This is a genomic window from Citricoccus sp. CH26A (genome assembly GCF_000224415.1).
In the GTDB taxonomy this organism is placed as follows: domain Bacteria; phylum Actinomycetota; class Actinomycetes; order Actinomycetales; family Micrococcaceae; genus Citricoccus.
The window spans coordinates 1-26,726 of record NZ_AFXQ01000036.1; the positions used below are offsets into that span (position 1 = coordinate 1).

Sequence of the window (26,726 nt, forward strand, 5' to 3'; positions counted from 1 at the left end):
ATGTGCGTTCGGCCGATCACTACCGCCGCGGCGGCCAGGGGGTGGGGCGCTGATGTTCACCAGTGTGGATCACGAGAAGTTTCGCGCCCTGCGCATCGCGCACCTGGCGACCAGGTTCGAGGAACTCATCACCGATGAGGCCAACGATGAGCTCACCCCGGAGCAGATCTTCCTCACCGCGGTGGACGACGCCCTGGCCCAACGCCAGGCGCACCGGATCGAGAAGCTGATCCGGGCCGCGCGGTTCCCGATCCCACAGGCCTCGGTGGCCGAGATCCACTACCAGGAAGGACGTGGGATCACCCCGGTGCGGATGAAGCGCTACGCCGCTCACCAATGGCGCCAGGACCCCACGAACCTGCTGGTCATCTCACCGACCGGTGGTGGCAAGACCTACCTGGCCTGCGCGATCGGGATCGCCGCCTGTCAGAGCGGACACACCGTGGCCTACACCCGGATGGACGAGCTGGCCCGTCGGCTGGTCATCGCCCGTGGTGACGGCATCGGTCACCAGAAGGTCCTCAACGAGCTCTCCGATGTGGACCTGTTGGTCATCGATGACTTCCTCACCGTGGGCATCGACCCCGAGGCCGCCAACGACCTCTTCGCGGTGCTGGCCAACCGGGAGCACCGCCTGCCCACGCTCATCGCCTCCCAGTCCGGGCCGGCGTACTGGGTCGAGGCCCTGCCGGACCGGGTGGCCGCGGACTCGATCGTGAACCGGCTGGCCAACAACGCCCGTCAGCTCAACCTCGGCGACGTGGACATGCGCCGCCTCCGCGACGACAACGCCCGGGCACAACCCGGTCACTGGGAGTAAGGCCCTCAGGGACCTCAGGACCGGCCCTCAGTGACACCCACGAGGGCCGGTACCGCCTCCCCGGAATCCCCGTACCAACTACCTGGACCGGCAGTTCCAACTGAAGCTATCTGCCACCGTCGCCGGCCCAGATCCCCAGGATCTCCCGCTCCCCGTTCGTGGTGACGCCCATGACGACATAGAAAGGGGTGTTGCGCACCTGCCCGTCGCGCACTTTCACCACGATCGCGTCGACGAAGATCACTGGATAGAGCGGGTCCAACGGCCGAGCCGACCACTCCGCGAGTTCTCCGGCGACCTTCTGAAGTGATCCTGGAGATGGTGTCCTTTTCAGACCGTGGCCCCGTAGACCTCCTCGAAGTGCGCGGCGATCTCCCCGGTCGTCAAACCCCGGGCCGAGAGCGAGAGCACGATCTGGTCGATCCCGTCCAGGCGCCGTTTGCGCTTGGGCACGATCACCGGCTCGAAGGACCCGTCCCGATCCCGCGGCACCTCGATCTCCACGGGTCCGATCTCGGTCAGCACGGTCTTGGTGCGGGTGCCGTTGCGCATGTTCTCCGCGATCGGCACCTCACCATGCTCATGGCCCAGGTGCTCGGTCAGTTCCGCCTCGAGCGCCGTTTCCAGCACGTTCTTGGTGAGCTGGTTCAGCAGCCCGCCCGGGCCGACCAGGCTCACGCCCTGCTCCTTGGCCTGCGCGAGCAGCTTCTCGGCCAGTTCCTTGTGGTCGATGATCTCTCCGGTCACGGGATCGATCATCGCTTCCGTTGCTTCGGTCGTGCACTCTGACACGGCCGTCTCCTTTCGGATCAGACCGGACCCTCACACACCGTTTTTCTCAGTCCCTTTTGTGTTGCACCGACGCTAGGCTGAGTTCGTGCTCTGCTGGGAGTGGAGATTGGCAGCAGCTCATGACAGCGGGCGCACGTTTAGGGGTCGGAGTCTTTAATCGAATCTATGCGCACTTAGAGCTCCGTGCAGGGTTGAAATGGTCCTCCCGCTCCTCTAGCTTCCCCATGAATAGCTGTGTTTGAGCCTCGACGGTCCTCGAGCCGATTAGGCTGCGCAGAATCGATCCAATGCGTGCGTCCTACCTTTACCTGCAGGGCGCAGGGCCTGATTTAGTGATGCTCGATGCGTGTATTCAGGACGGGTCAGGGCCGGACGGAACCGAGTCCTGGTCCGCTGTCGGTCTAGAGAGGTTTCACGACGAAGGGCTGCTTGGTCAGCTCACATTCGATGAACGTCGAGGGCGGGCTACTCGAGGTTGCGCGGGTGAGTACGCAGGACCTTCAGTCGGGTGCAGGTGTCAAGATCGGGGCATAGGTATTAGCTTCTCGCCGGTCCGGCCTGGCCGAGGAGTTCGATGGATTTGACCCCTGCGACTGGTGGCCGGGGAGTTGTGCCTCATAGGGCTTCCCCAAACTCCTGGGGCGCTGGTAGCCTCCGGAGGCCTGCAGACACGGCTCAGTGTTGGATGCGCCCCCCATATCGGGTATTGAAGGGGCCTCGTGGTGTAGGTGCAGATACATCACGACGTTGTCGGGACCGAAGGGGGAGTTCTGTCAAAGTCAGAGTATCTTCTACGTGCTAGCGAAGGTGGCAGTGAAGACTTGGTGTGATGCGCCGTATTGGTCCATAGGCCCTTCCAGCTTCTCTTCTCCGTGGCCGCGCAGCCACATTTAGTAAGAGTTCTGTCGACAGCGTGACAGCCGCAGGTAGCCGAGGCGTTGCCGCTAATCGTTGTGCGCATGGTTCACGGCCAGTCGGTGGTCAGCCGGGCTCCGGCGTGGGAAATACGGTCGGGGCTCACCGAGCTTCTCGAGATCGGAACACCCGGGTGTTATTGATCTCCGTCAGCCTCAAACTTGACGGCAGACATCCCCGTCGATAATGCCGAGCATTCGTGATCTCCATATTAAATCATCGTGCAGCGTTGACTGACATAGGGATCGCCAATCGCACAGACGCGCGGTCATTCCACCGTCACGGATTTGGCGAGATTCCGAGGCTGATCGACGTCATACCCCTTGGCGGTCGCCAGTTCGCACGCTAAGATCTGCAACGGCACGGTCGTCAGGAGCGGCATCAACAAGGGCTGTGTTTCTGGAACGTAGAATACGTGCTCGGCGTACGCCTTGACGGTGTCGTCCCCCTTCTCCGCCACCACGATAGTTTGAGCTCCGCGTGCACGGACTTCCTGGATATTGGACACAACCTTTGCGTGCAAGGAGTGCCGGTCCATCGGGGACGGCACCACCACGAAGACCGGCTGGCCCTCGTCGATCAGGGCGATCGGCCCGTGCTTAAGCTCGCCAGCAGCGAAGCCTTCGGCGTGGATGTAGGCCAGCTCCTTGAGCTTGAGCGCACCCTCGAGAGCCACCGGGTAGCCCACGTTGCGGCCGAGGAACAACACGGACGTGGTCTCGGCCATCGACCGGGCCAGGTCCTTGATCTGATCCGCGTTGTCGAGGATCTGCTGGACCTTCTCCGGAATATCGCCCAGATCGGACAAGATGTCCTTGATCTGCTGGCTGTACAGCTTCTTGTTGAGCTGCGCCAGGTACAGACCCAACAGGTAGGCAGCGGTGATCTGCGCCAGGAAGGCCTTAGTGGAGGCCACTGCGATCTCCGGGCCGGCATGCGTGTAGAGCACGGCGTCCGACTCGCGCGGGATGGTGGAGCCGTTAGTGTTGCAGATGGACACCGTCCGAGCTCCCTGTTCCTTGGCGTAGCGGACGGCCATCAGGGTATCCATGGTCTCGCCTGACTGGGAGATGGACACCACGAGGGTCTGCGGGTCGATGATCGGGTCCCGGTAGCGGAACTCGTGGGAGAGCTCGACCTCCACCGGGATGCGGCACCAGTGCTCGATCGCGTACTTGGCCACCATGCCAGCGTAGGACGAGGTGCCACATGCCAGAACGATGATCTTGTTGACGGCTTTCAGCTCGTCCTCATCGATGCGCAGTTCATCAAGGATCAACCGACCGGTCTCATCACTGCGGCCCAGCAGGGTGTCCCCCACGGCTGCGGGCTGGTCGTGGATCTCCTTCTCCATAAAGGTGGCGTAGCCGCCCTTCTCCGCGGCGGAGGCGTCCCAGTCCACGGTGAATTCCTTGCCCTGAGCAGCGTTGCCAAAGAAATCAGTGATCTCCACGCCGCCCGCCGTGATCGTGACGACCTGATCCTGGTCGAGTTCCACGGCCTTGCGGGTGAAGTCGATGAACCCGGAGACGTCCGAGCCGAGAAAGTTCTCGCCCTCACCCAATCCCACGACCAGCGGCGAGTTCTTGCGGGAGGCGACCACGCGATCCGGGTGATCGGCGTGCACGGCCAGGAGGGTGAAGGCACCCTCGAGACGCTGGCTGGCCAACTGCATGGACCTCGTCAGGTCCCCGTCACCGGCGGTCCGGTAGATGTGACCGATCAGTGCGGCTGCGACCTCAGTGTCTGTTTCCGAGCGGAAGGTGGCGCCGTTGGCCAGCAGTTCCTTCTTCAACTCTGCGTAGTTCTCGATGATGCCGTTGTGGATCACTGACAGCCGGTCGTTGTCCGCCAGGTGCGGATGGGCGTTGAGGTCGGTCGGCCCGCCGTGCGTGGCCCACCGGGTGTGCCCGATGCCCACCGAGGACTTCGGCACGGGCCGCTCTTCCAGTTCGGTCACTAGGTTGGCGAGCTTGCCGGCCTTCTTGCGGTACTCGACGCCACCATCGTGGATCACGGCGATGCCCGCGGAGTCATAGCCGCGGTACTCCAGACGCTTTAGGCCTTCCATGAGCACGTCCAGGGCGGAGTGCTGTTCCAGATGAGAGGGCAGGCCAATGTAGCCAACGATTCCACACATGGGATCAAGGTTATCCTCTAACCAGGGTTGGCCTGTTCACACCAGCGCGTACCCTCAATGGGTGGCCGCCGTTCCCGCAACACTGACAACCCAGACTGCGCACCTTCGTTGGCGCAGACTTTTGCGGACCTTGCTCGTAGCACTCGTTCTGCTCAGCGTCCTCATCGGCTTTGGCTCCACCTACCGCGCCGTCTTCTATCCAGTAATCCAACAGCCCGTCAGCTCTGACGCCTTGTTAGTGCTAGGACCCGTGGACGAAAAGATGGAATTAGCGGTCCAGCTGGTCCGCGATGGTGTAGCTGATACCCTGCTTATTTCCGACCAGTACTTGGTAGATGAGGGCTCGGGTGGCTGTCGACCCGAGGTCAACTATCTGTTAGAACACCTCGGTGCGTTGGATGCCAGCTTTCCAGCCAAGATTATTTGCTTCCGTCCCGATCCGGTGACTACACAAGGTGAGGCCTTGTTTCTCCGTGACATGGGCACTGATCTCGGCTGGTCCTCTGTGACTGTCGTTTCGTACACCCCACACGTCGAACGCGCTCGCATACTGCTGAATCGCTGCTGGGACGGTGAGTTGGCCGTCACTGCTGTAGACCAGCCAATGAGTACCAGCGAAGCGATTGGCACCTACTTCTACCAATCCGGCGCGATGGTCAAGACCCTCTTCACACCGAAATGCGATTCCCGACTGCCCCCTTGGGTCGAGGAATTCGGGTGGAAGGTGTCCGATACGGAAGAACGGCTGGATCCTTATGCAGAGACCTTGAATACTCACTGATCCCGCATAACCCTCCCCTTCCCAAGCCCCCTCCCCCGTGCCTACGGTGACAAACAGGGCGCGGGAGCCTCACCAGGCACCCCTGCGCCGCCACCACACCAGCAGGAGGTCAGCATGAAAGCACTCACCTGGCAGGGCAAGCGGCACGTCACCGTGGAAGAGGTGGCCGATCCGGTCATCCAGGCGCCCACGGACGCCATCATCAGGATCACCTCCTCGGCCATCTGCGGCTCTGACCTGCACCTCTACGAGGTCCTGGGTCCGTTCATGGACAAGGACGACGTCCTCGGCCACGAGCCCATGGGCATCGTCGAGGAGGTCGGCGCGGAGGTGACCAACATCTCAGTCGGGGACCGTGTCGTGATCCCCTTCAACATCTCCTGCGGCCGCTGCTGGATGTGCGAGCGCGGCCTGCAGTCCCAGTGCGAGACCAACCAGGTCCGCGAGCAGGGTTCCGGCACCGCCCTGTTCGGCTTCTCGCGGCTCTACGGCTCCGTGCCGGGCGGCCAGGCCGAGTACCTGCGCGTGCCCAACGCGGACTACGGCCCCATCAAGGTCCCCCACACCGGTGAGGACGAGCAGTGGCTCTACCTCTCGGACATCCTGCCCACCGCCTGGCAGGGCGTGCAGTACGCCAAGGTTCCCGAGGGTGGCACGCTCGCCGTGCTCGGCCTGGGCCCGGTGGGACAGTTCGCGGCCCGCATCGGCAAGCACCTGGGCTACCGCGTGCTCGCCGTAGACCCCGTCCCGGAGCGCCGTCTGATGGCCGAACGCCGCGGCATCGAGACCCTGGACCAGGACGCGCAGCTCGGCGACCGCCTGCGGCTGGCCACGGACGGGCGCGGGCCGGACTCCGTGCTGGACGCCGTCGGGATGGAGGCCCACGACTCCCCCGTCGCCGGCGTGGCCCACAACGTCGTTGGGATGCTGCCGGACGCCCTCGGCCGGCTGATGATGAAGAAGGGCGGCGTGGACCGGCTCAACGCCCTGTCCACCGCCATCGACGCCGTGCGCCGCGGCGGCACCATCTCCCTGTCCGGGGTCTACGGGGGCATGGCCGACCCGCTGCCCATGCTCACCCTGTTCGACAAGCAGATCCAGCTGACCATGGGCCAGTGCAACGTCAAGCACTGGATCGACGACCTCATGCCCCTCGTCGACGACCCCTCCGACCCTCTCGGAACCCTGGACCTGGCCACCCACAAGGTGCCCCTGGACCGGGCACCGGAGATGTACGAGAAGTTCCAGAAGAAGCAGGACGGCTGCATCAAGGTGGTCCTCAAGCCGCACCTGAACGCCGCCGGCCTGGCCGCGGAGTCCGGCATTGCCCAGGCGAACACGTCCCCCTCGGACTCCTCCCCCGCCGGCTCCCCTCGATCCGACACCGCCTGGGAGATTTGATGCGCGTCGTCGTCCTCGGCGCCACCGGCAACGTCGGCACCGCCCTGCTGCACCGGTTGCAGCAGGCGCGGGCCGACGGCCAGGTGCAGTCGATCGTCGGGGTCTCCCGGGAGGGACCCGAGCGCGCGGGCGCGCCCTTCGAGAGCGTGGAATGGCACCGCATCGACGTCACCGACCCCGACGCCGGCCCCCGGCTGGAGCAGGTCATGCGCGGCGCGGACGCGGTGATCGACCTGGTGTGGGTGATCCGTCCCAACCGGGACCGGGAGTTCCTGCACAAGGTCAACGTGGAGGGCAACCGCACGGTGTTCCAGGCAGTGGTACACGCCCAGGTCCCGCACCTGGTCTACGCCTCCTCGATCGGCGCCTACGGCAAGGGCTCCAAGACCGTGCCCGTGGACGAGTCCCACCCGACCACCGGCACCCCGACGTCCCACTACGGCGCGCAGAAGGCCGAGGTGGAGACCCTGCTGGACGAGCTGGAACGGGAGAGCCCGGATCTGATCGTGACGCGGCTGCGCCCGGGGCTGATCTTCGGGGCGGCCCCCTCCCCCGAGATCAAGGACTACTTCCTTGGCGACCTGGTGCCGGCGAGACTGTTGAGGTGGCTGACGGGGGTCGGCCGGTTGCCCGTGCTGCCGTTCCCGGCCGGCATCCGGTTCCAGGCGGTGGCCCAACCGGACATGGCCGAGGCGTACTGGCAGGTGACCCGGCAGCGGGCCGGTGGCGCGTTCAACGTCGCGGCGGAGCCGGTGCTGGACGCCCAGACGATCGGCCAACTGCTGGGTTCCACGCGGTACCTGGAGCTGCCGGTGGCGGTGTTCAAGGCCCTGGCGGCCGTGACCTACCGGCTACGGTTGCAGCCCACCGACCCGGGCTGGGTGGACATGGCCGCCGTGGTGCCGATCATGGACACCACCCGGATCCGGCAGGTCACCGGGTGGGCCGAGACGATGTCCTCGCAACAGGCCGTCCGGGCACTGCTCGACCACTTCGACGCTCCCGAGGCGCTGGGCAACGCCGAGCACCGGTCCAGCTCTCCCGTGGAGTGAGCCCCCGGGCCGGAGGTCCGAGGCCTCAGGCGAGGAACCGGGTGCCCAGCGTCTCCTCGCTGATGCGGCGGACCTCGTCCTGCAGGTGCCGGGTGCGCCGGTAGTTGGTGTCCATCGCCTCGCGGTCCAGGCCGCCGTCGGGAACGAGCTCGGCCAGCCGGACGAGGGCCTGCCACATCCCGATCTGGCCCTGCAGGGCACCCTGGAGGATGTCCAGCTCCACCTGGGTCATCCCCTGCGTCTTGGAGCGGGTGAGGTTCACCGGGTTCAGGCGACCGGCCACCTCGGCGGCCTTGCCCAGGACCTTCTCCGTGCGTGACTGCTTCAGGCCCAGGCGGTCGATGAGCGCGATGAGCCGGTCCTGCATCTGGCTGACCTGCTCGGTGAGGGTCTTGAACTGCTCCTCGTAGGGAGTGTCCTTCCAGGTGTCCGCGGCCGTGCAGAACATGCGCACCCCGCTGCGGGAACCCAGCAGGTGGTGGTTGAGGTAGTCCTGCAGCTCGTCCCGGTTCAGGGTGGCGTTGTGCGGAGTCGAGGGAGTCGAGGAAGCGTCCATGTCCCATGAGTACTCTGCCCGAACGCGTTCGGGCAAGGATGCCGGGCCGGGAGCCTCTCTCAGCCCCGGCCGACGCTGAACTCGACCTGGCGTGCGACGAAGGGGGCGCCCAGGAGCAGCTCGAGGTCCCCCACCACCGTGTTCTCGATGTGCTCCACGATCCGCGGCGCGTTCGCGTCCGGCCGGAGGACGTAGGCGAACATCAGCGAGGGGCGCTCCGGGGTGCCCATGATGGTGCAGTCGGCCGAGACGATCCCGGGCACCACCAGCGCGGCCCGGACGGCGCTGCGGGCCAGTCGTCGCTTCCGGCTGGACCAGATGCGCTCCTCCGCCGAGGGCTCCCGCGGAGCAGCGGACGGCGTCGAGGCACGGTTCGGAACTTGGACTGGAGCCGCAGGATCCATGAGGGCCTCGCTGGCCGGCGGGAAGACGTCAGGCACCTCCGCCGTGGTTGCCGATGACAGCGGTTCAAGGAGCAAGCTCATGATCATGCCTTCCGTACTCCGGCGCCCCGCTCACAGTCCAAAATGGTCTGGCGTAGCTCCATGTTCTAACAGTTATGTACCCTATCTGTTAGGCAACCTACCAATAAAAGGCGCAGGGCGCCAATGACATGGGCGAACAATGGCATCGGCGAACAAGGGCATGGGCGAACATGGATCCGGCACCGTGGGGAGGCAATGGACGTGCAGGATGAACAGGACAGCACCAAGAGTGTGACCGGAAACGGTTACTGGTATCCCGGAGCGGACTCCAACCCCGACCCGGTGGACGTGTTGAACCTGCTCCGCCGGTACCGGGACGCGGAACGGCGCATGCGCGCCCGGACGCGGGACTCGATGCGCATGGGCGAGACGGACCTGGTGGCCCTGCGGTTCCTGCTTCGCGCCACCAGGACCGGCACAGTGGTCCGCCAGCGGGACCTCGCCGAGGCCCTCGAGATCTCGAAACCCTCCGTCAGCGCCCTGGTCGACCGGTTGATCCGCGACGGCTACGTGCAGCGCGTCGCCCACCCGGACGACCGGCGGTCCGTGGCCATCGAGCCCACCCAGAAGACCGACGAGGAGGTCAGGTCCACCCTGGGAGTGATGCACCGCCGGATGCTGGCGGCCGCGGAGTCACTGACCACCGAGGAACTGGCCGTGGTGGCGCGGTTCCTCACCGACCTGACGTGCAGTGTGGAGGAGGTCGCTGAAGGGGTCAGCGAAGAGGCCAGCGAGGAGGGTTGAGGATCAGCGCGTGAAGAACGCGCTGACCGTCTCGGCCCAGAGCTGCTGGCCCTGCTCGTTCGGGTGGATCTGGTCCACCAGCAGGGCCTCCCAGGACTCGGCGTCATCGAAGGCGGCGTGGACGTCGATCACCGGCAGGCCGTGCTTCTTGGCGGCCGCTTCCATGAGGGCCCGGTTGGCCTCCGAGGTCTTCGCCTTCTCCCCGGTCGCGGGGTTCTGGGCCGTGAGGACCACGGGCGCCTCCTCGCCGGCCTCCACGGCCTCGAGCAGCTCGGTCAGGGCCGACTCGACCTCGTCCGCGCTCCCGTTGTGCCCGTAATTGAGGATCGTCAGGTGCGCCGGCTGGGGCTGACGCAGGTCCTCCTGGGCCAGCGGCGTCTGGGGCGTGGCGCCGGATTCGGAACCGTTCCAAATGGTGATGGTGCGCTCGCCCTGCCCGAACTGGCGAGGCTGCGGGAACCAGTCGTTCGTCTGGGGGTTCCAGGTGTGCACCACCACGGTGGCGTTCTGGCCCAGCTCCTCGGCCCAGCGGTAGACCCACTCGCTGGAGGAGTCGGAGGTGGAATCACCCAGGACGCTGATCACCGGGCTCTGGAGCCCGTTGACGACGGCCATCGCGGCGATCTTGGCGGCCGCCGCGGCCTTGGCGGATTCTTCAGCCTTCGCCGCGGCGTCCGCCGATGCATTTGGTGAGGACGACGGCTGCGGGGTGGACTCGGCGGACTCCGCGGTCCGGGCGACCGCGGCCTCGGTGCGGTACTGCCGTTGCTGCAGGAACAGCAGGGTCACCAGGGCGCTGGTGACGGCGAGCACCAGGATCAGGGCGGTCCACTGCAGCGTCTTCGTCACGTTGGGATTCCTCACGGTGACGATCCTACTGTCCGGCCCGTGGCGCCCCGGCCCCGCGACCAGGAGCGTTTCCTCACCCCCCACCCCCCGCCCTCGGGCAGGCAGGCGGCCCGGAGCCCCAATAACCCGACCGGCCGGTGGAGTGACCCGTGGGATTGGCTCTGCCGAGGGCACCTGCCTACAGTGACCCTCGACGGCACCCGCCGCCCGTGACTGCAGAGGAGATAAGCCTCGTGGACGCCGCACACCACCGATCACCAACGTGGGCCGCACCCGCCCCGCCGGCCCGCCGCCGGGGGATCCTGACCGCCACCGCACTGGCACTGACCGCCGCACTGGCACTGACCGGCTGCACGTCGTCGGGATATCCGGCGGACCCGGAGGGGACCCTGGACCGGGCCACCGGGGGCACGCTGCACGTGGGCGTGGTGCACCATCCGCCCTACGTGGACGCCACCGGTGCCGAGCCCAGCGGGTCCGAGGTCGAGCTGGTGGAGGGCTTCGCCCGGCAGATCGGTGCGGAGATCGAGTGGACCGTCTCCGGCGAGGAGGCCGTCATGACCGCCCTGCAGAAGGGCGACCTGGACCTGGTGGCCGGCGGGCTCACCAGCCAGTCCCCCTGGACCACCCACGGGGCCATCACCCGCGACTACGCCGAGGCCACCGGGCCGGACGGGAAGACCGTCAAGCTCGTGATGGCCGTGCCGCTGGGCGAGAACCAGATGCTCACCGAACTCGAGCGGTACCTCGACGTCGCACACCCGGGAGCGCAGCCATGAGTGAGAAGGGTCAGCGCCGCTTCGGCCGTACCGAGCTGCCCCCGGACCTGCAGAAGGCCGTGAAGAAGGCCATCCGGCTGGAATGGATCACCCTGGGCGTCCTGGCGGTGACCGTGCTCGCCGTGGGCCTGGTGACCGGCAGCTCCCAGGCCATGAAGGCCGCCTGGATCGAGGACATGCTGTCCCTGATCCCGCCGATCGCCTTCCTCATCGCCATCCGCATCATCAACAACCCGCCCTCCCGGGACCGGCCCTACGGCACCCACCGGGCCATCGGCGTCGGGCACCTGGTCGCCTCCGTGGCGCTGCTCGTCATGGGCGCCTACCTGGTGGTCGACTCCGCGATCGGACTGGTCACGGCCGACCACCCGCCCATCGGCTCCTTCCACGTGTTCGGGCAGACCGTCTGGCAGGGCTGGTTCATGATCGCCGTCATGCTGCTCTCCGTGCCCGGGCCCGTGATCCTGGGCCGGATGAAGCTCAAGCTCGCCGAGCAGCTGCATGACAAGGTGCTCTACGCGGACGCGGACATGAACAAGGCCGACTGGCAGACCGGCCTGGCCACCGCGGTGGGCGTGGCCGGCGTTGGGCTGGGCTGGTGGTGGTTCGACGGCGCCGCCGCCCTCTTCGTGGGCGCGTCCATCCTCTACGACGGCATCCGCAACGTGGTCACCGCGATCACCGACCTGGCCGACGCCCGCGCCCGGACCATCGAGGGCAACCGGGAGCACTCGGTGATCTACCAGGCCGAGGACCACGCCAGCTCGAAGGACTGGGTGCGCCAGGCCGGGGCCCGGGTGCGCGACGAGGGGCACGTGTTCCACATGGAGATGTTCGTGGTCCCCGAACACGGCGCGGCCCCCACGCTGGACCGGCTGCAGTCCCTGCGGGACTCGCTGGCCGACCTGGACTGGCGGCTCGAGGACATCGTGGTGGTGCCCGTGCCGGAACTGCCCGCCGAGGTGCACGGCGGGGCCCCCGGCGACCTGCAGTCCGAGGGCGGGCAGCGGTTCCGGGAGAGCTGAGCCACTCGGCGAGCGCCGGGCGGCAGGGGCCGAGTGGAGGGCCAGGGTCAGGGACTGTCCTGCCCGTGCCCGCAGGTGTTCACCACCACGCTGATGGTGATGTTCGTCGTCGGGGTCTGCGCCGTCTGGTCCGGCGGCGTGGGCGGCGTGGACGGTTCGGGCTCCTGGCCGGCCGGGAGCTCGGCGCCGAGTTCGTCCAGGGCCACGGCGATCGGGTTCGCGAAGGTGGTGCTGCCGTCCGTGGAGCCGGCGAACAGCAGGCCCACCACGTTGCGGTCCATGTCCAGCACCACCGAGCCGGAGTCACCGCCCTCGGAGAACCGCTGCGAGCGCGCGGTGTCCGTGAGGATGCGCACCTGGTGGCGCAGCGTGCGGGTTCCCATGCCGTCGCCGTAGTCCAGGCTCAGGGTCGCCTCGGCGGAGGCCACCGTGCCGAAGGTGTGCTGGGTGGTGCGACCGCGCTTCTGGACGGCCAGGCCGATGCTCGCCTCGGCGCTCCCGGCGACGTCCCCGATGTCCATCACCACGTTGTCCCACTCCTTGCCCTCGTCCACCGTGACCACGGCGCCGTCCGTGTTCTCGGACAGTACCGCGCGGGCCAAGCTGCCGAACTGCTGGGTGGTCGCGTCCCCGCCGTCGGGCCGTCCGGGCTGGATCATGCGGTCGCCCGCCGCCCAGCCGTCGTCCACGCACGCGACGTGGAAGTTGGTCATCGCCAGGGTGGCCCCGGAGGCGCGGTCCCGGACCATGGCCCCCAGGGTGCCGACGAAGACGTACTCCCCGGCCTCGGCGACCTCCGGCGGTTCCATGCGGATACTGCGGGCCGGGCCCATGCTGATGCCGCCGGCCAGGCGCGGGTACGCGGCCGGGTCGACCTGCTGGGCCGGGACGAGGAGCTGGCGTGCGGCCTGGAGCTCGATGACCATCTCCTGCACGTCGGTCTTGACGCCGTCCACCTCCGGGGGGACCACCTCCTCCGGCGGAAGGGCCTTCACCGGCTTCTTGTGCTCGACGAACACGAGGATGCTGGGTTCCCCGGTCTTCTTGCCGTGGCTGACCTTCTCGCCGATGTCCACGCCGACGACCCCGGGCCGGGCCAGGAGGTCGTCCTCGATGGCCTCCTTGACCGGCTTGATGACGGCCAGCTCTTTCTGGGTGATGCTGTGTGACATGGGGCCCCTCCCCGCGAAACCCTCCTGGATGGTGCGCTCATTCAACGCCGCTCGAGACCACCGCGTCCATGCCCGGCATCCCGTGCGCTCGCGCCCCCGATGTCCGCGCCGCGCCGACGTATGCGCGGGCGCCCCGGTCAAACGGTGGATAATGAACCCGTGACCCGACCCACACCCACCGCCACCGGACTGCCTCCGGCCGTGCCCGTGGCGACGACTCCGCAACCCTGGGCCGGTTCACCGCCCGAGCCCGACGGCGTGGAGAACTACTCGCCCTTCACCGAGCTGGAACGGGACACCTGGGCCCGGTTGGCCTCCGAGATGGAGCAGCCCTTCGACCAGTCAGACGTGGACCGGTTGCGCGGCATCGGCGAGCACCTGTCCCTGCGCGAGGTCGCCGAGGTCTACCTGCCGCTGTCCCGGCTGCTGAGCATCCACGTGGACGCCGCCGCCCACCTGCGCCGCGCCGCCAACGACTTCCTGCGCGAGTCCACCCGCCGCACCCCGTTCGTGATCGGCGTGGCCGGCTCGGTGGCCGTGGGAAAGTCCACCACCGCCCGCGTACTGCAGGAGATGCTGCGCCGCTGGCCCAACACCCCGCGCGTGGAGCTGGTCACCACCGACGGCTTCCTCTACCCCAACGCCGAGCTCAAGCGCCGCGGGCTGATGGAGCGCAAGGGCTTCCCCGAGTCCTATGACCGACGCCGGCTGATGCGGTTCGTCGCCGACGTCAAGTCCGGCGCCCCCGAGGTCCGGGCGCCGATGTACTCGCACCTGACGTACGACATCCTTCCGCACGAGGAGGTGGTGGTGCACCGCCCGGACGTGCTCATCGTCGAGGGCCTGAACGTGCTCGCCCCGCCCCGGGTCCGCGCCGACGGCACCACCGGGCTGAGCGTGTCCGACTTCTTCGACTACTCCATCTACGTGGACGCCCGCACCACGGCCGTGAAGCAGTGGTACATCGAGCGGTTCATGCGTCTGCGCTCCGGGGCCTTCGCGGACCCCATGAGCTACTTCCACCGCTACTCCACGCTCACCGACGAGGAGGCCGTGCTCACCGCCCAGGACATCTGGGACCGCATCAACGGCCCCAACCTGGTCCAGAACGTGCTCCCGACGCGCGGCCGGGCCAAGCTGGTGATGTCCAAGGACAGCGGGCACACGGTCACCCGTGTGCTGATGCGGAAGGTCTGAGGACACCGTGCGCGGTCCGCGGCGCCGGGTGCTGGCGGCGCTCGCCCTCGGTGCGCTGCTGCTGAGCGCGTGCTCCCCGGGAGAGCCCGCCGCGTCCTCTCCGGACGCCGCCACAGGGTCTCCCACGTCCACTCCCTCGTCGACCTCCCCGGCCGCGGCGACGTCGGCCCCGTCCACCTCCGCGACCCCGCCCCGCGGCTCGGCGACAGCCACCGGCCCGGCCGCGCCGCCGTCGTCGTCGTCCGCGCCCGCCGCCTCCTCCGCCGCGCCGGCCTCGGTCCCGTCCGGACGGGACGGGCACCGAAACCCCTCCTCGGTCCACGTGCTGGTCAACAAGCACAACCCGCTGCAGCCCGCCGACTGGGCCCCGGCCGACCTGACCGTGCCCGAGGTCCGGTCCACACGTGCCGGGCTCACCCTGCGCGCCGAGGCCGCCACCGCCGCCGAGGCGCTGTTCGCCGCGGCCGCCGAAGACGGCGTGGACCTGTCCCTGGTCAGCGCCTACCGCTCGTACTCCTACCAGCAGGGCACCTACGCCGGCTGGGTGCAACAGCACGGCCGGACGGGCGCCGACCGGATCTCGGCCCGCCCCGGGCACTCCGAGCACCAGACCGGGCTGGCGATGGACGTCGGCGCCGCGGACGGCGCCTGCACCCTCGAGCAGTGCTTCGGGGACACCCCCGAGGGTGCCTGGGTGGCCCGGCACGCCGCCGCACACGGCTGGATCGTGCGTTATCCCGCCGGGGCCGAGGACGTCACGGGGTACTCCCCCGAGCCCTGGCACCTGCGGTACGTGGGCACCCCGGCCGCGGCCGACGTCGTGCGCTCCGGCGGGGTGCTGGAGACCGCCTGGGGCTTCGCCCACGCCCCGGACTACCGCTAGGCGCTACCTCGACGGCGCCAGCGGCGAGGGCATCACCCGAAGGTAGCCATGACCTCGTCGTATCCGCACTGACCCGGTGAGATGGCCAGGGCACGCGACCGATAGACTCGGCGCGTTTGTTCTCATTCACCTGGGGGGACATGAGTAACGTGCTGAGCCGTGTCCACGATCGAGTTGAGTGGGTCGATGTCGCGAAGGGCATCGCCATCATGCTGGTAGTGCTCTACCACTCGGTGCTGCTACTCCAGCAGATGGGCGTTGAGAACGACGCGCTGTATCAGGCGAGTATGGCGTTGCAGGTGCTGAGGATGCCGCTGTTCTTCACTGCCGCCGGAATCTTCGCAGGCTCAGTGGTGCGCCGCCCGTGGGGGCGGTTGTGGTCCTCGCGGCTGAGCCTTCTCGTGTGGACGTTCTTGCTGTGGAGCGTGCTGCGTTTCACGTACTTCATGGTGGTGCCGATGGAGGCCCGGCCGCAGGAAACCAGCCTTCTGGTGTTGCTGACAGCCCCGATCCTGCCGCGCTCCGGGCTGTGGTTCCTGCACTCCTTGGTGGCGTTCTTCGTCGTGGCCAAGATCCTGGAGGGGCGGGTGGCTCCCCGGTGGCAGGTTGCGTGCGCCGCAGCCCTGTCCCTGGCTACCTTCTCTCTGCCATTCCTCTCCCTAGGTTGGCGGGGGATCGGCGTGTACTTCGTGTTCTTCCTGGCGGGGATGCACGGAAAGGCATGGCTGTTGAACATGATGCGACGGCCTCATCCGCTGGTCTTCGTCGGGGCGGTCGCCGGGGTGGCTGTGCTGGCCTTCATGATGCGCGCCTTCGAATGGACCGGGGTGGCCGTGCTGGAGTTGCCGATCAGGGTGTCTGCCGTTGTCGCGGGGTTCGTGGTTGCGAGGTGGGTTGCGGAGCTTCCCGTCGTGTCCCCGGTGCTGCAGTATCTCGGGCGGAATACGTTGCCCATCTATGTGGCGCATGTGATCCTCGTGGCGGCCTTCGGAACCCTGATCACTACCGCCATGCCCTCCGTCGGAGATGCCCTGGGCGGGGAGACGATCGTGGTGGTCGCGGTCTTGGCGGTCCTCGGCGCGTTGGCCCTGCACCAGCTGTACCGCGTCCCTGTGCTGCGTTGCGCCTATGAGCCCCCGGCATGGTTCTCCCGTTCTCAGCCCGTGGCGCTGCCGGTCCCAGCTGGAGAGGCGACTGACCCCGTCCGTTTCCCGGTGACGCCCCGTCTCGGCTGACGCCGGGGCAGCTCCCCCACCGTCACCGAACCGTGTCCTGGGCCGGGCTGCCAACGGGATGCGGCACCGAACCGCAACCGAACAGGCACCGCTCCGCGCTGTCCGTTTCCCCAGGTCTCCGGGCACACTTCTGCTACCTGGCGCCGGATCCCCCCGGAGCCTGCGGAGATAGAGCACCGTCATGAAGAAAGCGCTCGTCGCCCTCGCCGCCGCTGCCCTCGCCCTGGGCGCGCTCACCGGGACCAGCGTGAGCGCACCGCCACCGAGCGATGCCGCCTACTGCGCGATCACCTGGGGCTCACAGCCCAAGGCCACCGCCACCGCCACCCACGAGGCCTGGTTCTCCCCGCACACGGTCAAGGGCGTGCGCAGCGGACGGCACGCGTGCTTCGACCGCTTCGTGGTGGACGTGCGCGGGCCGGCGATCTGGCACCACGTGCGGTACGGCCCCGTCCGGGACGGCGACGGCCGGACCCTCTCCCTGCGGGGCGCCGCCGACCTGCAGGTGTTCCTCACCAACCCCTCCACCACCAGCGCCGGCACGCTCACCTGGAGGCCGGGCAACACCCGGGAACTGCTCGATGTCTCCGGTTACCGCACGTTCCGCCAGGTCGTCCTCGCCTCCCACCACCGGGAGACGGTCACCGGGGAGTACGACGGGCAGCTGCATAGCCACGACGAGGCCTACACCTCGATCGGCCTCGGCGTACGCGCGCGGTTGCCGTTCCGCGTCTTCCAGCTCGAGGGCCCCGGCGGCGGCTCCCGGTTGGTCGTCGACGTCGCCCACCGCTGGTGACGCCCCCGCGGCCCCGCAGGAGCCGGCACACAAGTCGTCCTTGACGACCACGGACAGGCCGCACACGGACACACCCACCACGGACAGAGAAGGACACCGTCATGAAGAAGCCGTTCGCCGCAGCAGCCACCGCCGCCCTGGCCGTCGGGCTGGGACTGGGCCTGGGGGTCACGGCCCCACCACCGGCCACCGCGGCTCCCTACTGCGGCATCACGTGGGGATCCGCGGCCAAGACCCGGGCCATCGAGTCCACCGCCCAGATCACCGGCGTCCGCACCGGACGCCACACCTGCTTCGACCGGATGGTCGTGGACCTGCGGTACAAGGTCAAGGGCTATGACGTCCGCTACGGCCGCGTCTACACCGAGGGACAGGGCGAGTACGTCCCGCTCACCGGCACGGACATCCGGATCATCGTCAAGGCCCGGACCTATACGGACTCCGGGCGGGCCACCTACGCCCCGGCCGACTGGGACCACGTGGCGGACGTGGACGGCTACCGGACCTTCCGGCAGGTCGCCTATGCCGGCAGCTTCGAGGGCCAGACCACCTTCGGGCTCGGCGTGCGTGCCCGGCTCCCCATGCGCGTGATGATCCTGGACGGCCCCGGCACGGGCTCGCGCCTGGTGATCGACGTGGCGCACCGGTGGTGAAGCTCGGAGGCTGACCGGCGACGACGGCGTGGCAAGGCTGCTTATTCGCGTTACCCTCAGAGCATGCTCCAAGGATTCAAGGAATTCATCATGAAGGGCAACGTGGTCGACCTGGCCGTTGCCGTCGTCATCGGCGCCGCCTTCGGCTCCGTCGTCACCGCCATGGTCGACTCGGTCCTGATGCCGTTCATCTCCGCACTCGTCGGCTCTCCGAACTTCGACTCATTCGCCGTGGTCACCCTCAACGGCAACGACATCAGGTTCGGCGTCCTGCTCACCGCCCTCGTCAACTTCCTGCTCATCGCCGCCGCGGTCTACTTCGCCATCGTCATGCCGATGAACAAGATGATCGAGGCCCGCAACCGCAAGCTGGGCATCGTCCCGGCCGCCGAGGAGGTCCCCGAGGACGTCAAGCTCCTCACCGAGATCCGTGACGCCCTCACCTCGCCCAACGGCTCTTCCGGGCGCCGCGCCCACGCGGAGGGCATCGCGGACACCCCGCAGTCCTGATCCACCGCGCCGACCGCCCCTCCGACCCCCGTTCCTCCCCTCACCCCTCGCGCCAACCTGATACACCCCCGATACACCCCGTCCCTCCTCGGGACCCCGGAGCGCCGCAGGCACCTGCGGCGCTCCTGGCGTCTGACAAGGCCTTCTGTCACAGGCTCCGCACAGGCGTGACCTACGGGAGACCTAGATGCCGGTGGTGTTCTGGTACCTGCACCAGATCACGCGATGATCCCATCCCCCGGGAGAATCGCCTCACGGACGAGGAACACCGATGAGTACGCATGAGGCATCCCAGGACGCCGCTGTCTCCCCCCTGGCACCCCCCGCACCCCGGCGCACCGGACGGCTGATCGGGATCGACGCGGCCCGCGGGCTGGCGCTGGTCGGGCTGATCGCCATCCACATCTTCCCGGACGAGACCGACGCCGGTGATCCCACCCTGGCGTGGAACCTGTTCTCCGGCGACTCGGCCGCGCTGTTCGCCCTCCTGGCCGGTGTCGGCCTGGCCTTCAGCACCGGCGGGTCCACCCCGCACCGGGGACGGCAGCTCGCCGCGGACCGCCTGGGCCTCGTGGTCCGTGCCCTGCTGATCGGCGCCATCGGCCTGGTGATCTCGGCCATCCTGCCCTGGGACCCGCCGGCGAACAACATCCTGACGTACTACGCGGTCTTCTTCCTGCTGACGATCCCGTTCCTGCACCTGCGGGCCCGCACGCTCCTCCTCAGTGCCGCGGCCTTCGCCGTCGTCTTTCCCATCCTGCTCCAGCGGGTGGGACCGGAGCTGCCCGAGTCCTCCGCCTGGAACCACACCGTGGTCACCCTGGTCACAGAGCCCCTCGGCACCGTCTCTGAGTTGCTGCTGACCGGCAACTACCCCGCGCTGGCGTACATGACCTACCTGTTGGTGGGGCTCGCTCTCGGCCGCCTGAACCTGCGCAGCACGCGCGTCCAGGCCATGATCGCCGGTGCCGGCGCCGCGCTGGCCGCCCTGTCCCACCTGCTGTCCGCCCTGCTGCTGGGCCCCGCCGGGGGGTACAACGCGCTCCTGGCCGCCTCGGATATGTCGGAGGATGAGCTGGACTGGACCCTGACCTTCGGCAGCGAGGAGATCCCGGACACCTCGGCCTGGTGGCTGGCCGTGGACACTCCCCACGCCAACACGACCCTGGCCCTCGGGGCCAGCCTGGGCCTGGGACTGCTCGTGACCGGACTGTTCCTGCTCCTCGCCGAGCGGACCGGCCGGGTGCTGATGCCGCTGGCGGCCCTGGGCTCGATGACCCTGACCCTGTACTCGGCGCACCTGATCGCCCTGGCCCCGGAGCTCCACTACGACGATCCCGCCCTCTGGTTCGTCCTGCACCTCGCCGCTGCCGCCGCGTTCGCCTGGTACTGGCATCGCAGGTTCGGCCAGGGACCCCTGGAGAAGGGGGTGGCGACGGTGGCCCGCAGCACCCGTCAGCTGGTCCTGGACCGGGAACCCGGGACCGTGGCCGCCGGGACGGCCACCACGCCGTCTTCCCCCACGTCCCCGTCCACCGGGCCTGAGGCCTGACCGGGGCCTGAGGCCTGACGGGGGCGCGGCGGTGTCAGGGACCGATGCAGGGGATCCAGTCGCGGTCCGGGTCCTCGCAGGTCGGCAGGGTCATGGCGAAGAGGACCATGACGATCATGACCGCCCCGGCGGCCAGGACACCCAGGAACAACAGCACCTTGCTGAGGCGAGGGGCGGCCTCCTCCGGCGACAGCTCCTCGGACACCGCCTCCTCGAGGTCGCAGTCCTCCCCGGACGGGTCCCCGTCCGGTGCGGTCGGTTCCTGCTCGGCGGTCATGCCCTACTCATACCCGGCGCCGGGGCCGCTCAGGACAGGGCGAGTTCGCGCTTGACGACGGTGGCCAGGTCCTCGGCCTCGCGGCGGGCGACGTCCTCGTGCTCGGCCTCCACCATCACCCGGACCACGGGCTCGGTGCCCGAGGGGCGCAGCAGCACACGGCCGGAGTCACCCAGCCGGGCCTCGGCGTCGGCGACGGCGGCCTGGACCTCGGCGTCCAGGCCCGTGCGGGACTTGTCCACGCCCTTGACGTTGACCAGTACCTGCGGCATGCGCCGCATGACCTGCGCGAGCTCGGCGAGCGTCTTGCCGGTGGCGGCGAGCCGGGCCCCGAGCTGCAGGCCGGTCAGCACGCCGTCCCCGGTGGTGGCGTAGTCGGCGAAGATGACGTGCCCGGACTGCTCGCCGCCCAGGGAGTAGGACCCGTGCTTCATCCCGGCCAGCACGTACCGGTCGCCCACCTTGGTCTCCACCAGGCGCACGCCCTCGCGCTGCATGGCCAGCTTCAGCCCGAGGTTGCTCATGACGGTGACCACCAGGGTGTCGTCCTTGAGCCGGCCGGCCTCCTTGAGGGCCACGGCCATGATGCCCATGATCTGGTCCCCGTCCACCACGGTGCCGGTGGCGTCCACGGCCAGGCACCGGTCGGCGTCCCCGTCATGGGCGATGCCGAAGTCCGCGACGTGCTCGACCACGGCCTGCTGCAGGTTCTGCAGGTGCGTGGAGCCGTAGCCGTCGTTGATGTTGATCCCGTCCGGATCGGCACCGATCACCACGATGTCCGCGCCGGCGTCCTTGAACGCCTGCGGGGAGCAGCCGGCCGCGGCGCCGTGGGCGCAGTCCAGCACGACCTTCAGTCCGTCCAGCCGGTTCGGCAGGGACTTCAGCAGGTGGATGACGTACCGGTCCTCGGCGTCCGCGAACCGCTGGATCCGCCCGACGTCGGCCCCCGTGGGCCGCAGCGGAGCGCGGTCCATCTGCCGGACGATCGCGTCCTCCTGCTCGTCGGTGAGCTTCTGCCCGCCGCGGGCCAGGAACTTGATGCCGTTGTCCGGGGCCGGGTTGTGCGAGGCGGAGATCATCACCCCGAAGTCCGCGCCCAGGTCCCCCACGAGGAAGGCCGCGGCGGGGGTGGGCAGCACGCCCGCGTCATAGACGTCGACGCCGGCGCTGGCCAGTCCCGCCTGCACGGCGGCGTTCAGGAACTCGCCGCTGATCCGGGGGTCCCGGGCCACCACCGCGGTCGGCCGTCGGCCGGCCGACACCTCGTGCCCGAGGACCGCGGCGGCGGCCTGGGACAGTTGCATTGCCAGTTCGACGGTCAGCTCTCCGTTGGCCAGGCCGCGGACGCCGTCAGTTCCGAATAATCTGCTCATCACGGTGGATTCTATGCCCCGGGAATGAGTTTTCCGTGTCATGTCGCTGCGGTGCGGCGTTCCGCGCCCCACGGGGTGGCGTGTGGGCCGGTGTGGAGACCGGCGAGGTGGCCCTGATGGGGATCGGCGCGGTGGGGACCGGCGCGGTGGCCGGCGCGAGCGCAAGGAGAACCAGCACGGCGCAGATGACGGCCAGCCCGGTCCAGCCGAGAGGGGTGAGCCGTTCCCCCACGATCAGGACCGCCAGCACCGTGGCGACGGCCGGTTCGGACAGCGTCACGGTCGTCGCCGTGCTGGCGGGCACCCGGGTCAGGCCGAACCCGAACAGCAGGTATCCCAGGAACATCGGGACCAGCGCCATGTACCCGGCCACGAGGAACGCCGGGGTGGAGGCCACGAGGGGCGCCCCGGTGAGGACCAGGACCGGCATCAGCAGCAGGCCGCCGGCCCCGAACACCGCCCCCATGGACGCGGCGCGGCCGGCCCGGTGGGACATCAGCCGGTGCACGGCCCAGGAGTAGACGGCGTAGGTCAGTCCCGCCACCAACCCCAGCAGCACCCCGGCGGGCGTGGCCAGACCCGCCTCCTCCGGGCCACCGGCCGTGGACAGGCACAGCAGCGTGCTGCCCAGCACGCCCAGGCCCGCGGCGAGCATCCACCACCGGCTCAGCGGGCGGGCCTCCACCACCCGCTCCAGGAGCCCGGAGGCCAACGGGGCCGAGGCCAGCGAGACGACCGCGCCGACCGAGACTCCGGCCAGGTGCATAGAGCTGTAGAACGCCAGCGGGTAGACCGCGACGGCGAGCGCGCCGAGGACCACGAGGCCGGCGTGCCGGCGCAGCACGGGACCGGCCGCCCGCAGGGCGGGCAGGGCGATCAGGGCCTGGAGCAGTCCGCCGATGCCCAGTGCCGCGGCGCCGATGGCGAGCGGGCCGGCGTCGGGAGCGAAGGTGGCGGCCGTGCCGGTGGTGCCCCACAGCAGGGAGGTCACCGTGATCGCGGCGACCCCGGTCAGCCGGGTGCGGTTCACCGCGCGTCCCGCCGGGCGTCCGGGCGGGGGTCCAGCATGCCCGCGGCGAGGCGACGGGCACTGAGCAGCAGGTCGGGGCGGCCCTCCAACCCGGCACGGCTCATGGCCCCCTCGAGCAGGAAGGCCAGGTGCTCCGCCAGTTCCGGGTCCGCGGATCCCGTCTCGGCCAGGTGGCCGGCGATGAGGGACTGCACCTGTTCCTTGTGCCGGCGCACCGCCTCGCGGCCCGGTGACCCCGCCGGGAACTCCGCGGCGGCGTTGAGCAGCCCGCAGCCGCGGAAACCGTGCTCGTACGTCCCCGAGGCGTGGTCGAGGTAGGCGTCGACAACCGCCAGGACCCGGTCCCGCGGGCAGTCGGCCTGCGCCACGCGGGCCCGGTAGAGCTCCAGCCACTCCTCGTGCCGCGCGGTGACGTAGGCCCGCGTCAGCTCGTCCTTGGAGGAGAAGGTGTTGTAGAGGCTCTGCTTGGCGACCCCGGCCTCGGCGATGACGGCGTCGATCCCGGTCGCGTTGATCCCCCGCGCATAGAACAACCGGGACGCGGCCGCCAGCAGGCGGCCGCGCACCGACGACGCCTCGGTCCCCGGTGCCTCAGTCTCCGGTGGTGTCCCTCCGGTCATGACCCGTCCTTTCGCTCGGTAGACCGATCAGTCTAGTGAGGGTCATGGCACCGGTGGGAAACCGCGTTCGGGAACCACCGGCGGGTCGTGCTCCGACTCGTGCGAATCCACCTGGTCCGGGCCCTGTTCACCGGTGCGGGACGGGAGTACCGTTCCTGCACGAGGGGTCTTCGGGTGATGGGAGCGAGACATGCTGGAGACACTGGACCAGTGGGTCGAAGGGTCCGCCTACGAACGGTTCATGGGCCGCTGGAGCCGCAAGCTGGCACCGGCGTTCCTGCAGTGGCTGCAGCCCCCGCCCGCAGCCGACTGGCTGGAGGTGGGGTGCGGCACCGGGGCGCTCACCTCGGCCATCGTCGCGGAGTCCGCCCCGGCGTCGGTGGTGGCCTGCGATTCCTCCGAGTCCCTCCTCGACTACGCCCGGGAGCACGTGCGTGATGACCGGGTGCGGTTCGTCCTGGCGTCCGTTCCGGACCTGCCGGAGCGCGACGGCGGGTACACCAGCGTCACCTCCATGCTGGCGCTGAACTACTTCCCGGACCCGGCCGCCGCGGTGGAGCGGATGATCGAGCTCACCGCGGGACCGGACTGCCTGGTCTCGGCCTGCGTGTGGGACTACGGGGAGAACATGCAGATGCTGCACTACTTCTGGAAGGCCGCCGCCGCGGTGGACCACCGGGCCCGGGAGTTCGACGAGGGCCACCGGTTCGGTCACTACCGTCCCGCCACCCTGGACCCCCTGTTCCGCGGGCCGGGTCTGCGGGGCATCCGCTGCGAGCCCCTGCGCATGCACACCGTGTTCGCCGGCTTCGACGACTACTGGCAGGCCCTGCTCCATGGCACGGGACCGGCACCGACGTTCCTGGCCTCCCTGGACGAGGACCAGCGCGCCGAGGTGGCCCGCCGGCTCCAGAAGCACCTGCCCGGCCGCACGCTGACCAGGATCACGCTGACGGCGCGGGCCTGGGCCATCCAGGGCACCACGCACTGATTGACTGCTCAGACGGCCCTCGGAGGGGGCCGGGTTCCGGCCGTCCGGTCCGCACCAGTGCGGGCAGGACGGCCGGGATCCGGGCGGCGCGGGCCGGGTGACGTGGCCCGGGCGACGCGGCCCGGGTGACGTGGCCCGGGCGGGATCTCAGGACCGCCCGGCCCAGCCCATCGTGTAGAGCCGCGCCAGGCGGTTCCGGGCCCCGACCATGAGCGCGGCGCGCACGGCGGCATCCCGCACGCGGCACGCCGCCGGGGACATCGGCCGGCCCAGCAGCATGTTGGCCTCTGCCTGCCGCGCGGCGGTCCGGGCCGCGCGCCGCCGTCGGACATCGAACCCGGCGAATCCGGGGTGGTCCTCCAGCCGGCCGCCGGGGTGATCGTCCGCGGGGTGACCGCCCACGGGGTGGTCGTCCGCGGGGCGCGGTCCCGGGTGTCCGGGGCCATCGCGGACCGGGTCTTGGAGCAGGTCCTGGAGCAGGGGTGCGAGCGCGAGCGCGTCCAGCCACCCCAGCGTCATCCCCTGCCCGCCGATCGGGCTGATGCCGTGCGCGGCGTCCCCGGCGAGCACCGTCCGGCCGCTGACCATCCGGGCGGCCAGCCGGCGCTGCACCGTGAAGGCGCTGAGCATGGTGGCCGTGTCCGGGTCCGGGGCCAGGCCGATCCGCTCGAACGCCCGCTGCGCCAGGTCCCCGGCGCGTTCGGGCACGCGCTCGCGGCCGGTGTGCACCACCCAGCGCCGTCGCCCGCCCGGCAGCGGGAACCGCTCGACCACCCCGTCCCGGTGCAGGTGGATGTGTGCGACCGGGTCGGCGTCGAGATCGTCGAAGTCGCCCATCAGGTAGTGGTCGCCCCAGTCCCGCGCCGTGCTCCCGACGCCGGCCAGCTCGCGGACCCGGCTGCGCGTGCCGTCCGCGCCGATCACCACCCGGGCCTCCCACTGCTCCTCGGTGGCGCCGGTGCGGGCCACCACGGTGGCGCCACCGACGGACTGCTCCAGGCCGGTGACCTCCCGTCCACGGCGCACCGTCCCGGGGGCGAGCTCCTCGAGCCGGACGGCCAGCAGCTGTTCGGTGTTCACCTGGGGCAGGGTGAGCACGAACGGGAACCGCGCGTCCACCCGGCCCAGCGAGAGTTCCCCGAGCAGGGATCCCGGCCCGGCGCCGTCCCCGTAGCCGATGCCGCTGCGCACCCGTACCCCCGCATCGACCGCCGCCTCGGCCACCCCGAGGCCCTCGAGCGCGTGCAGGGCCGGCGGGTGCAGGCCGATCGCGCGCGAGTGCTCCGCCGGACGGGACCGCCGCTCCAGCACCACGACGTCGACCCCCCGCGCGGCGAGCAACCCGGCGAGGAACAACCCCGTCGGCCCGGCACCGACGACCAGGACCTCAGTCCGCACCCGGGCCCGCCGCGTCCGGGGCATCTGCGTTCGGGTGATCCGCGTTCGGGTGATCCGCGTTCGGGGCATCCCCGTTCGGGGCGTCCGTCTTCGGGTCCCTCGCGTGCCGCCCGGCGGCGTCCCAGATCGCCAGGTTCCGCCACGGCACCTGCGCCTGCACCCGCCAGCCGGGCCGCACCGCCGCGGCGAGCTCCGCGGGGGTGTAGCTGCGCCGGATCGAGGCCAGACCGTCGGCGCGGATGTACGAACGGGGGAAGAACGGGAGCGTGCCGGCGGAGAACAGCGCATACGCCGCCGGGGCGCGGCGGATGTCGCTGTGGACCGCCCGGACGGTGGCCAGCGCCTCCGAGTCGGCCAGCACCGCGTCGAGCTGGGCGGGGTCCAGGTGGTGCAGCAGGTGGTTGGAGATCACGACGTCGAACCGCCGCCCCTCCCGGACCAGGTCGCCGCTCAGGGCCCGCAGGATCTCCAGCCCCTCCTCCGGCGGGCGCCCGCTCGCCCAGGCGTGCGCCCGCGCGTCGGGGTCCACGGCGGTGACGTGCACGGTGAAGCCGTCCCGGCGGGCCCGGTGCAGCAGGGCCCGGGCCACGTCCCCGCCCCCGGCGCCGATGTCCAGGACGGTGACCGGCACGGCACCCCGGTCCGGCGCCGCTCCCCCGCCGGTCCCGGTCCGGGCCGCCGCCTCGGCCAGGGCCGG

At 69.5% G+C, this 26,726-nt stretch carries 26 protein-coding genes and 1 pseudogene; 15 read left to right on the top strand and 12 right to left on the bottom strand.

The features are described from left to right. Positions 1-52 precede the first annotated feature (52 nt). Positions 53-820 carry an ATP-binding protein gene (locus CITRI_RS0114675; RefSeq protein ID WP_010145678.1) on the top strand — a complete coding sequence of 256 codons (768 nt, stop codon included), beginning with the start codon at positions 53-55 and terminating at the stop codon, positions 818-820. Between the two features lie 112 nt (positions 821-932). Here CITRI_RS0114675 and CITRI_RS19110 read toward each other — a convergent pair. Together CITRI_RS19110 and glmS are read right to left on the bottom strand one after the other, a co-directional pair. Next, positions 933-1,579: pseudogene (locus CITRI_RS19110) on the bottom strand (transposase); the annotation flags it as partial. 1,216 nt (positions 1,580-2,795) lie between these two features. Beyond that, complete coding sequence (gene glmS / locus CITRI_RS0114690) at positions 2,796-4,667, bottom strand: glutamine--fructose-6-phosphate transaminase (isomerizing) (protein WP_029139377.1); 1,872 nt, start codon at positions 4,665-4,667, stop codon at positions 2,796-2,798. Between glmS and CITRI_RS19115 the strand changes: the two genes are divergently transcribed. The 3 genes from CITRI_RS19115 to CITRI_RS0114700 all read left to right on the top strand — a co-directional run bounded on the left by CITRI_RS19115 (position 4,666) and on the right by CITRI_RS0114700 (position 7,901). Next, positions 4,666-5,448, top strand: a complete 783-nt coding sequence (locus tag CITRI_RS19115) for an ElyC/SanA/YdcF family protein (protein WP_083843471.1) — start codon at positions 4,666-4,668, stop codon at positions 5,446-5,448. The genes glmS and CITRI_RS19115 overlap by 2 nt on opposite strands. Positions 5,449-5,562: 114 nt before the next feature. Further along, positions 5,563-6,849: a zinc-dependent alcohol dehydrogenase gene (locus tag CITRI_RS18045; RefSeq protein WP_010145683.1), complete on the top strand. Its 1,287-nt coding sequence runs from the start codon at positions 5,563-5,565 to the stop codon at positions 6,847-6,849. Then, positions 6,849-7,901: an NAD-dependent epimerase/dehydratase family protein gene (locus CITRI_RS0114700; RefSeq protein ID WP_010145684.1), complete on the top strand. Its 1,053-nt coding sequence runs from the start codon at positions 6,849-6,851 to the stop codon at positions 7,899-7,901. Before CITRI_RS18045 ends, CITRI_RS0114700 begins: the two co-directional genes overlap by 1 nt. 25 nt (positions 7,902-7,926) lie before the next feature. Here the strand turns inward: CITRI_RS0114700 and CITRI_RS18050 are convergent, their stop codons facing one another. Both CITRI_RS18050 and CITRI_RS18600 read right to left on the bottom strand, forming a co-directional pair. Continuing rightward, on the bottom strand, positions 7,927-8,457 hold the full coding sequence (locus CITRI_RS18050; RefSeq protein ID WP_010145685.1) for a hypothetical protein: 531 nt from the start codon (positions 8,455-8,457) through the stop codon (positions 7,927-7,929). 59 nt (positions 8,458-8,516) lie between these two features. Beyond that, positions 8,517-8,942 carry a hypothetical protein gene (locus CITRI_RS18600; protein ID WP_141566139.1) on the bottom strand — a complete coding sequence of 142 codons (426 nt, stop codon included), beginning with the start codon at positions 8,940-8,942 and terminating at the stop codon, positions 8,517-8,519. Between the two features lie 195 nt (positions 8,943-9,137). On the opposite strand from CITRI_RS18600, the gene CITRI_RS0114715 reads away from it, so the two are divergent. Then, on the top strand, positions 9,138-9,686 hold the full coding sequence (locus tag CITRI_RS0114715) for a MarR family transcriptional regulator (protein WP_010145687.1): 549 nt from the start codon (positions 9,138-9,140) through the stop codon (positions 9,684-9,686). A gap of 3 nt (positions 9,687-9,689) precedes the next feature. On the opposite strand, the gene CITRI_RS0114720 is transcribed toward CITRI_RS0114715, so the two are convergent. Continuing rightward, positions 9,690-10,550, bottom strand: a complete 861-nt coding sequence (locus CITRI_RS0114720) for an SGNH/GDSL hydrolase family protein (protein WP_141566140.1) — start codon at positions 10,548-10,550, stop codon at positions 9,690-9,692. A gap of 218 nt (positions 10,551-10,768) precedes the next feature. Between CITRI_RS0114720 and CITRI_RS0114725 the strand changes: the two genes are divergently transcribed. Together CITRI_RS0114725 and CITRI_RS0114730 are read left to right on the top strand one after the other, a co-directional pair. Beyond that, the gene (locus tag CITRI_RS0114725; protein ID WP_010145689.1) at positions 10,769-11,314 is read left to right on the top strand and encodes a transporter substrate-binding domain-containing protein; all 546 of its coding nucleotides are present in this window, start codon (positions 10,769-10,771) and stop codon (positions 11,312-11,314) included. Then, the gene (locus CITRI_RS0114730; protein WP_010145690.1) at positions 11,311-12,339 is read left to right on the top strand and encodes a cation diffusion facilitator family transporter; all 1,029 of its coding nucleotides are present in this window, start codon (positions 11,311-11,313) and stop codon (positions 12,337-12,339) included. The genes CITRI_RS0114725 and CITRI_RS0114730 overlap by 4 nt, the downstream gene beginning before the upstream one ends. A gap of 47 nt (positions 12,340-12,386) precedes the next feature. Here CITRI_RS0114730 and CITRI_RS18060 read toward each other — a convergent pair whose 3' ends face one another. Further along, positions 12,387-13,511: a hypothetical protein gene (locus CITRI_RS18060; protein WP_010145691.1), complete on the bottom strand. Its 1,125-nt coding sequence runs from the start codon at positions 13,509-13,511 to the stop codon at positions 12,387-12,389. A gap of 159 nt (positions 13,512-13,670) precedes the next feature. Here CITRI_RS18060 and coaA point away from each other — a divergent pair, with 159 nt between their 5' ends. The 7 genes from coaA to CITRI_RS0114770 all read left to right on the top strand — a co-directional run bounded on the left by coaA (position 13,671) and on the right by CITRI_RS0114770 (position 20,337). Next, positions 13,671-14,708 (top strand): type I pantothenate kinase, encoded by a 1,038-nt coding sequence (gene coaA, locus CITRI_RS0114740; RefSeq protein ID WP_010145692.1) that lies wholly within the window; start codon positions 13,671-13,673, stop codon positions 14,706-14,708. A 7-nt stretch (positions 14,709-14,715) separates the two neighbouring features. Continuing rightward, the gene (locus tag CITRI_RS0114745) at positions 14,716-15,591 is read left to right on the top strand and encodes a M15 family metallopeptidase (RefSeq protein WP_010145693.1); all 876 of its coding nucleotides are present in this window, start codon (positions 14,716-14,718) and stop codon (positions 15,589-15,591) included. Positions 15,592-15,731: 140 nt separating this feature from the next. Then, entirely contained in the window at positions 15,732-16,826 is a 1,095-nt protein-coding gene (locus CITRI_RS18065) for an acyltransferase family protein (RefSeq protein WP_083843473.1), read from the top strand. Positions 16,827-17,007: 181 nt separating this feature from the next. Continuing rightward, the gene (locus CITRI_RS0114755; protein ID WP_010145696.1) at positions 17,008-17,622 is read left to right on the top strand and encodes a hypothetical protein; all 615 of its coding nucleotides are present in this window, start codon (positions 17,008-17,010) and stop codon (positions 17,620-17,622) included. Positions 17,623-17,723: 101 nt separating this feature from the next. Further along, on the top strand, positions 17,724-18,275 hold the full coding sequence (locus CITRI_RS0114760; protein ID WP_010145697.1) for a hypothetical protein: 552 nt from the start codon (positions 17,724-17,726) through the stop codon (positions 18,273-18,275). A gap of 63 nt (positions 18,276-18,338) precedes the next feature. Beyond that, positions 18,339-18,785: a large conductance mechanosensitive channel protein MscL gene (gene mscL, locus CITRI_RS18070; RefSeq protein ID WP_050813713.1), complete on the top strand. Its 447-nt coding sequence runs from the start codon at positions 18,339-18,341 to the stop codon at positions 18,783-18,785. A gap of 271 nt (positions 18,786-19,056) precedes the next feature. After that, complete coding sequence (locus CITRI_RS0114770; RefSeq protein WP_010145699.1) at positions 19,057-20,337, top strand: heparan-alpha-glucosaminide N-acetyltransferase domain-containing protein; 1,281 nt, start codon at positions 19,057-19,059, stop codon at positions 20,335-20,337. A gap of 34 nt (positions 20,338-20,371) precedes the next feature. Here the strand turns inward: CITRI_RS0114770 and CITRI_RS0114775 are convergent, their stop codons facing one another. Genes CITRI_RS0114775 through CITRI_RS0114790 form a run of 4 tightly spaced genes read right to left on the bottom strand, consistent with a single transcriptional unit; the run spans position 20,372 to position 23,640 of the window. After that, on the bottom strand, positions 20,372-20,614 hold the full coding sequence (locus CITRI_RS0114775) for a hypothetical protein (RefSeq protein ID WP_010145700.1): 243 nt from the start codon (positions 20,612-20,614) through the stop codon (positions 20,372-20,374). Positions 20,615-20,643: 29 nt separating this feature from the next. Beyond that, complete coding sequence (glmM, locus tag CITRI_RS0114780; RefSeq protein WP_029139380.1) at positions 20,644-21,990, bottom strand: phosphoglucosamine mutase; 1,347 nt, start codon at positions 21,988-21,990, stop codon at positions 20,644-20,646. Then, positions 21,968-23,020, bottom strand: coding sequence for a DMT family transporter (locus tag CITRI_RS0114785; RefSeq protein ID WP_010145702.1), 1,053 nt, complete (start codon positions 23,018-23,020; stop codon positions 21,968-21,970). The genes glmM and CITRI_RS0114785 overlap by 23 nt, the downstream gene beginning before the upstream one ends. After that, a complete protein-coding gene (locus tag CITRI_RS0114790) occupies positions 23,017-23,640 on the bottom strand; it encodes a TetR/AcrR family transcriptional regulator (protein WP_010145703.1) in 624 nt (207 codons plus the stop codon). Before CITRI_RS0114790 ends, CITRI_RS0114785 begins: the two co-directional genes overlap by 4 nt. Positions 23,641-23,830: 190 nt before the next feature. On the opposite strand from CITRI_RS0114790, the gene CITRI_RS0114795 reads away from it, so the two are divergent. Next, the gene (locus CITRI_RS0114795) at positions 23,831-24,631 is read left to right on the top strand and encodes a bifunctional 2-polyprenyl-6-hydroxyphenol methylase/3-demethylubiquinol 3-O-methyltransferase UbiG (RefSeq protein WP_010145704.1); all 801 of its coding nucleotides are present in this window, start codon (positions 23,831-23,833) and stop codon (positions 24,629-24,631) included. Between the two features lie 147 nt (positions 24,632-24,778). On the opposite strand, the gene CITRI_RS0114800 is transcribed toward CITRI_RS0114795, so the two are convergent. Both CITRI_RS0114800 and CITRI_RS18075 read right to left on the bottom strand, forming a co-directional pair. Beyond that, the gene (locus CITRI_RS0114800) at positions 24,779-26,029 is read right to left on the bottom strand and encodes an NAD(P)/FAD-dependent oxidoreductase (protein ID WP_157998937.1); all 1,251 of its coding nucleotides are present in this window, start codon (positions 26,027-26,029) and stop codon (positions 24,779-24,781) included. Further along, on the bottom strand, positions 26,019-26,726 hold a 708-nt coding region (locus tag CITRI_RS18075), incomplete at its 5' end, for a methyltransferase domain-containing protein (RefSeq protein ID WP_010145706.1). The genes CITRI_RS18075 and CITRI_RS0114800, both read right to left, overlap by 11 nt.

Excerpts from the sequence above, each read along its gene's own strand:
- CITRI_RS0114675 (WP_010145678.1), top strand. The coding sequence starts at position 53 with ATGTTCACCAGTGTGGATCACGAGAAGTTTCGCGCCCTGCGCATCGCG.
- CITRI_RS19115 (WP_083843471.1), top strand. The coding sequence starts at position 4,666 with ATGGGATCAAGGTTATCCTCTAACCAGGGTTGGCCTGTTCACACCAGC.
- glmS (WP_029139377.1), bottom strand. The coding sequence starts at position 4,667 with ATGTGTGGAATCGTTGGCTACATTGGCCTGCCCTCTCATCTGGAACAG.
- CITRI_RS18045 (WP_010145683.1), top strand. The coding sequence starts at position 5,563 with ATGAAAGCACTCACCTGGCAGGGCAAGCGGCACGTCACCGTGGAAGAG.
- CITRI_RS0114700 (WP_010145684.1), top strand. The coding sequence starts at position 6,849 with ATGCGCGTCGTCGTCCTCGGCGCCACCGGCAACGTCGGCACCGCCCTG.
- CITRI_RS18050 (WP_010145685.1), bottom strand. The coding sequence starts at position 8,457 with ATGGACGCTTCCTCGACTCCCTCGACTCCGCACAACGCCACCCTGAAC.
- CITRI_RS18600 (WP_141566139.1), bottom strand. The coding sequence starts at position 8,942 with ATGAGCTTGCTCCTTGAACCGCTGTCATCGGCAACCACGGCGGAGGTG.
- CITRI_RS0114715 (WP_010145687.1), top strand. The coding sequence starts at position 9,138 with ATGGACGTGCAGGATGAACAGGACAGCACCAAGAGTGTGACCGGAAAC.
- CITRI_RS0114730 (WP_010145690.1), top strand. The coding sequence starts at position 11,311 with ATGAGTGAGAAGGGTCAGCGCCGCTTCGGCCGTACCGAGCTGCCCCCG.
- CITRI_RS18060 (WP_010145691.1), bottom strand. The coding sequence starts at position 13,511 with ATGTCACACAGCATCACCCAGAAAGAGCTGGCCGTCATCAAGCCGGTC.
- CITRI_RS18065 (WP_083843473.1), top strand. The coding sequence starts at position 15,732 with ATGAGTAACGTGCTGAGCCGTGTCCACGATCGAGTTGAGTGGGTCGAT.
- CITRI_RS0114755 (WP_010145696.1), top strand. The coding sequence starts at position 17,008 with ATGAAGAAAGCGCTCGTCGCCCTCGCCGCCGCTGCCCTCGCCCTGGGC.
- CITRI_RS0114760 (WP_010145697.1), top strand. The coding sequence starts at position 17,724 with ATGAAGAAGCCGTTCGCCGCAGCAGCCACCGCCGCCCTGGCCGTCGGG.
- mscL (WP_050813713.1), top strand. The coding sequence starts at position 18,339 with ATGCTCCAAGGATTCAAGGAATTCATCATGAAGGGCAACGTGGTCGAC.
- CITRI_RS0114770 (WP_010145699.1), top strand. The coding sequence starts at position 19,057 with ATGAGTACGCATGAGGCATCCCAGGACGCCGCTGTCTCCCCCCTGGCA.
- CITRI_RS0114775 (WP_010145700.1), bottom strand. The coding sequence starts at position 20,614 with ATGACCGCCGAGCAGGAACCGACCGCACCGGACGGGGACCCGTCCGGG.
- glmM (WP_029139380.1), bottom strand. The coding sequence starts at position 21,990 with ATGAGCAGATTATTCGGAACTGACGGCGTCCGCGGCCTGGCCAACGGA.
- CITRI_RS0114790 (WP_010145703.1), bottom strand. The coding sequence starts at position 23,640 with ATGACCGGAGGGACACCACCGGAGACTGAGGCACCGGGGACCGAGGCG.
- CITRI_RS0114795 (WP_010145704.1), top strand. The coding sequence starts at position 23,831 with ATGCTGGAGACACTGGACCAGTGGGTCGAAGGGTCCGCCTACGAACGG.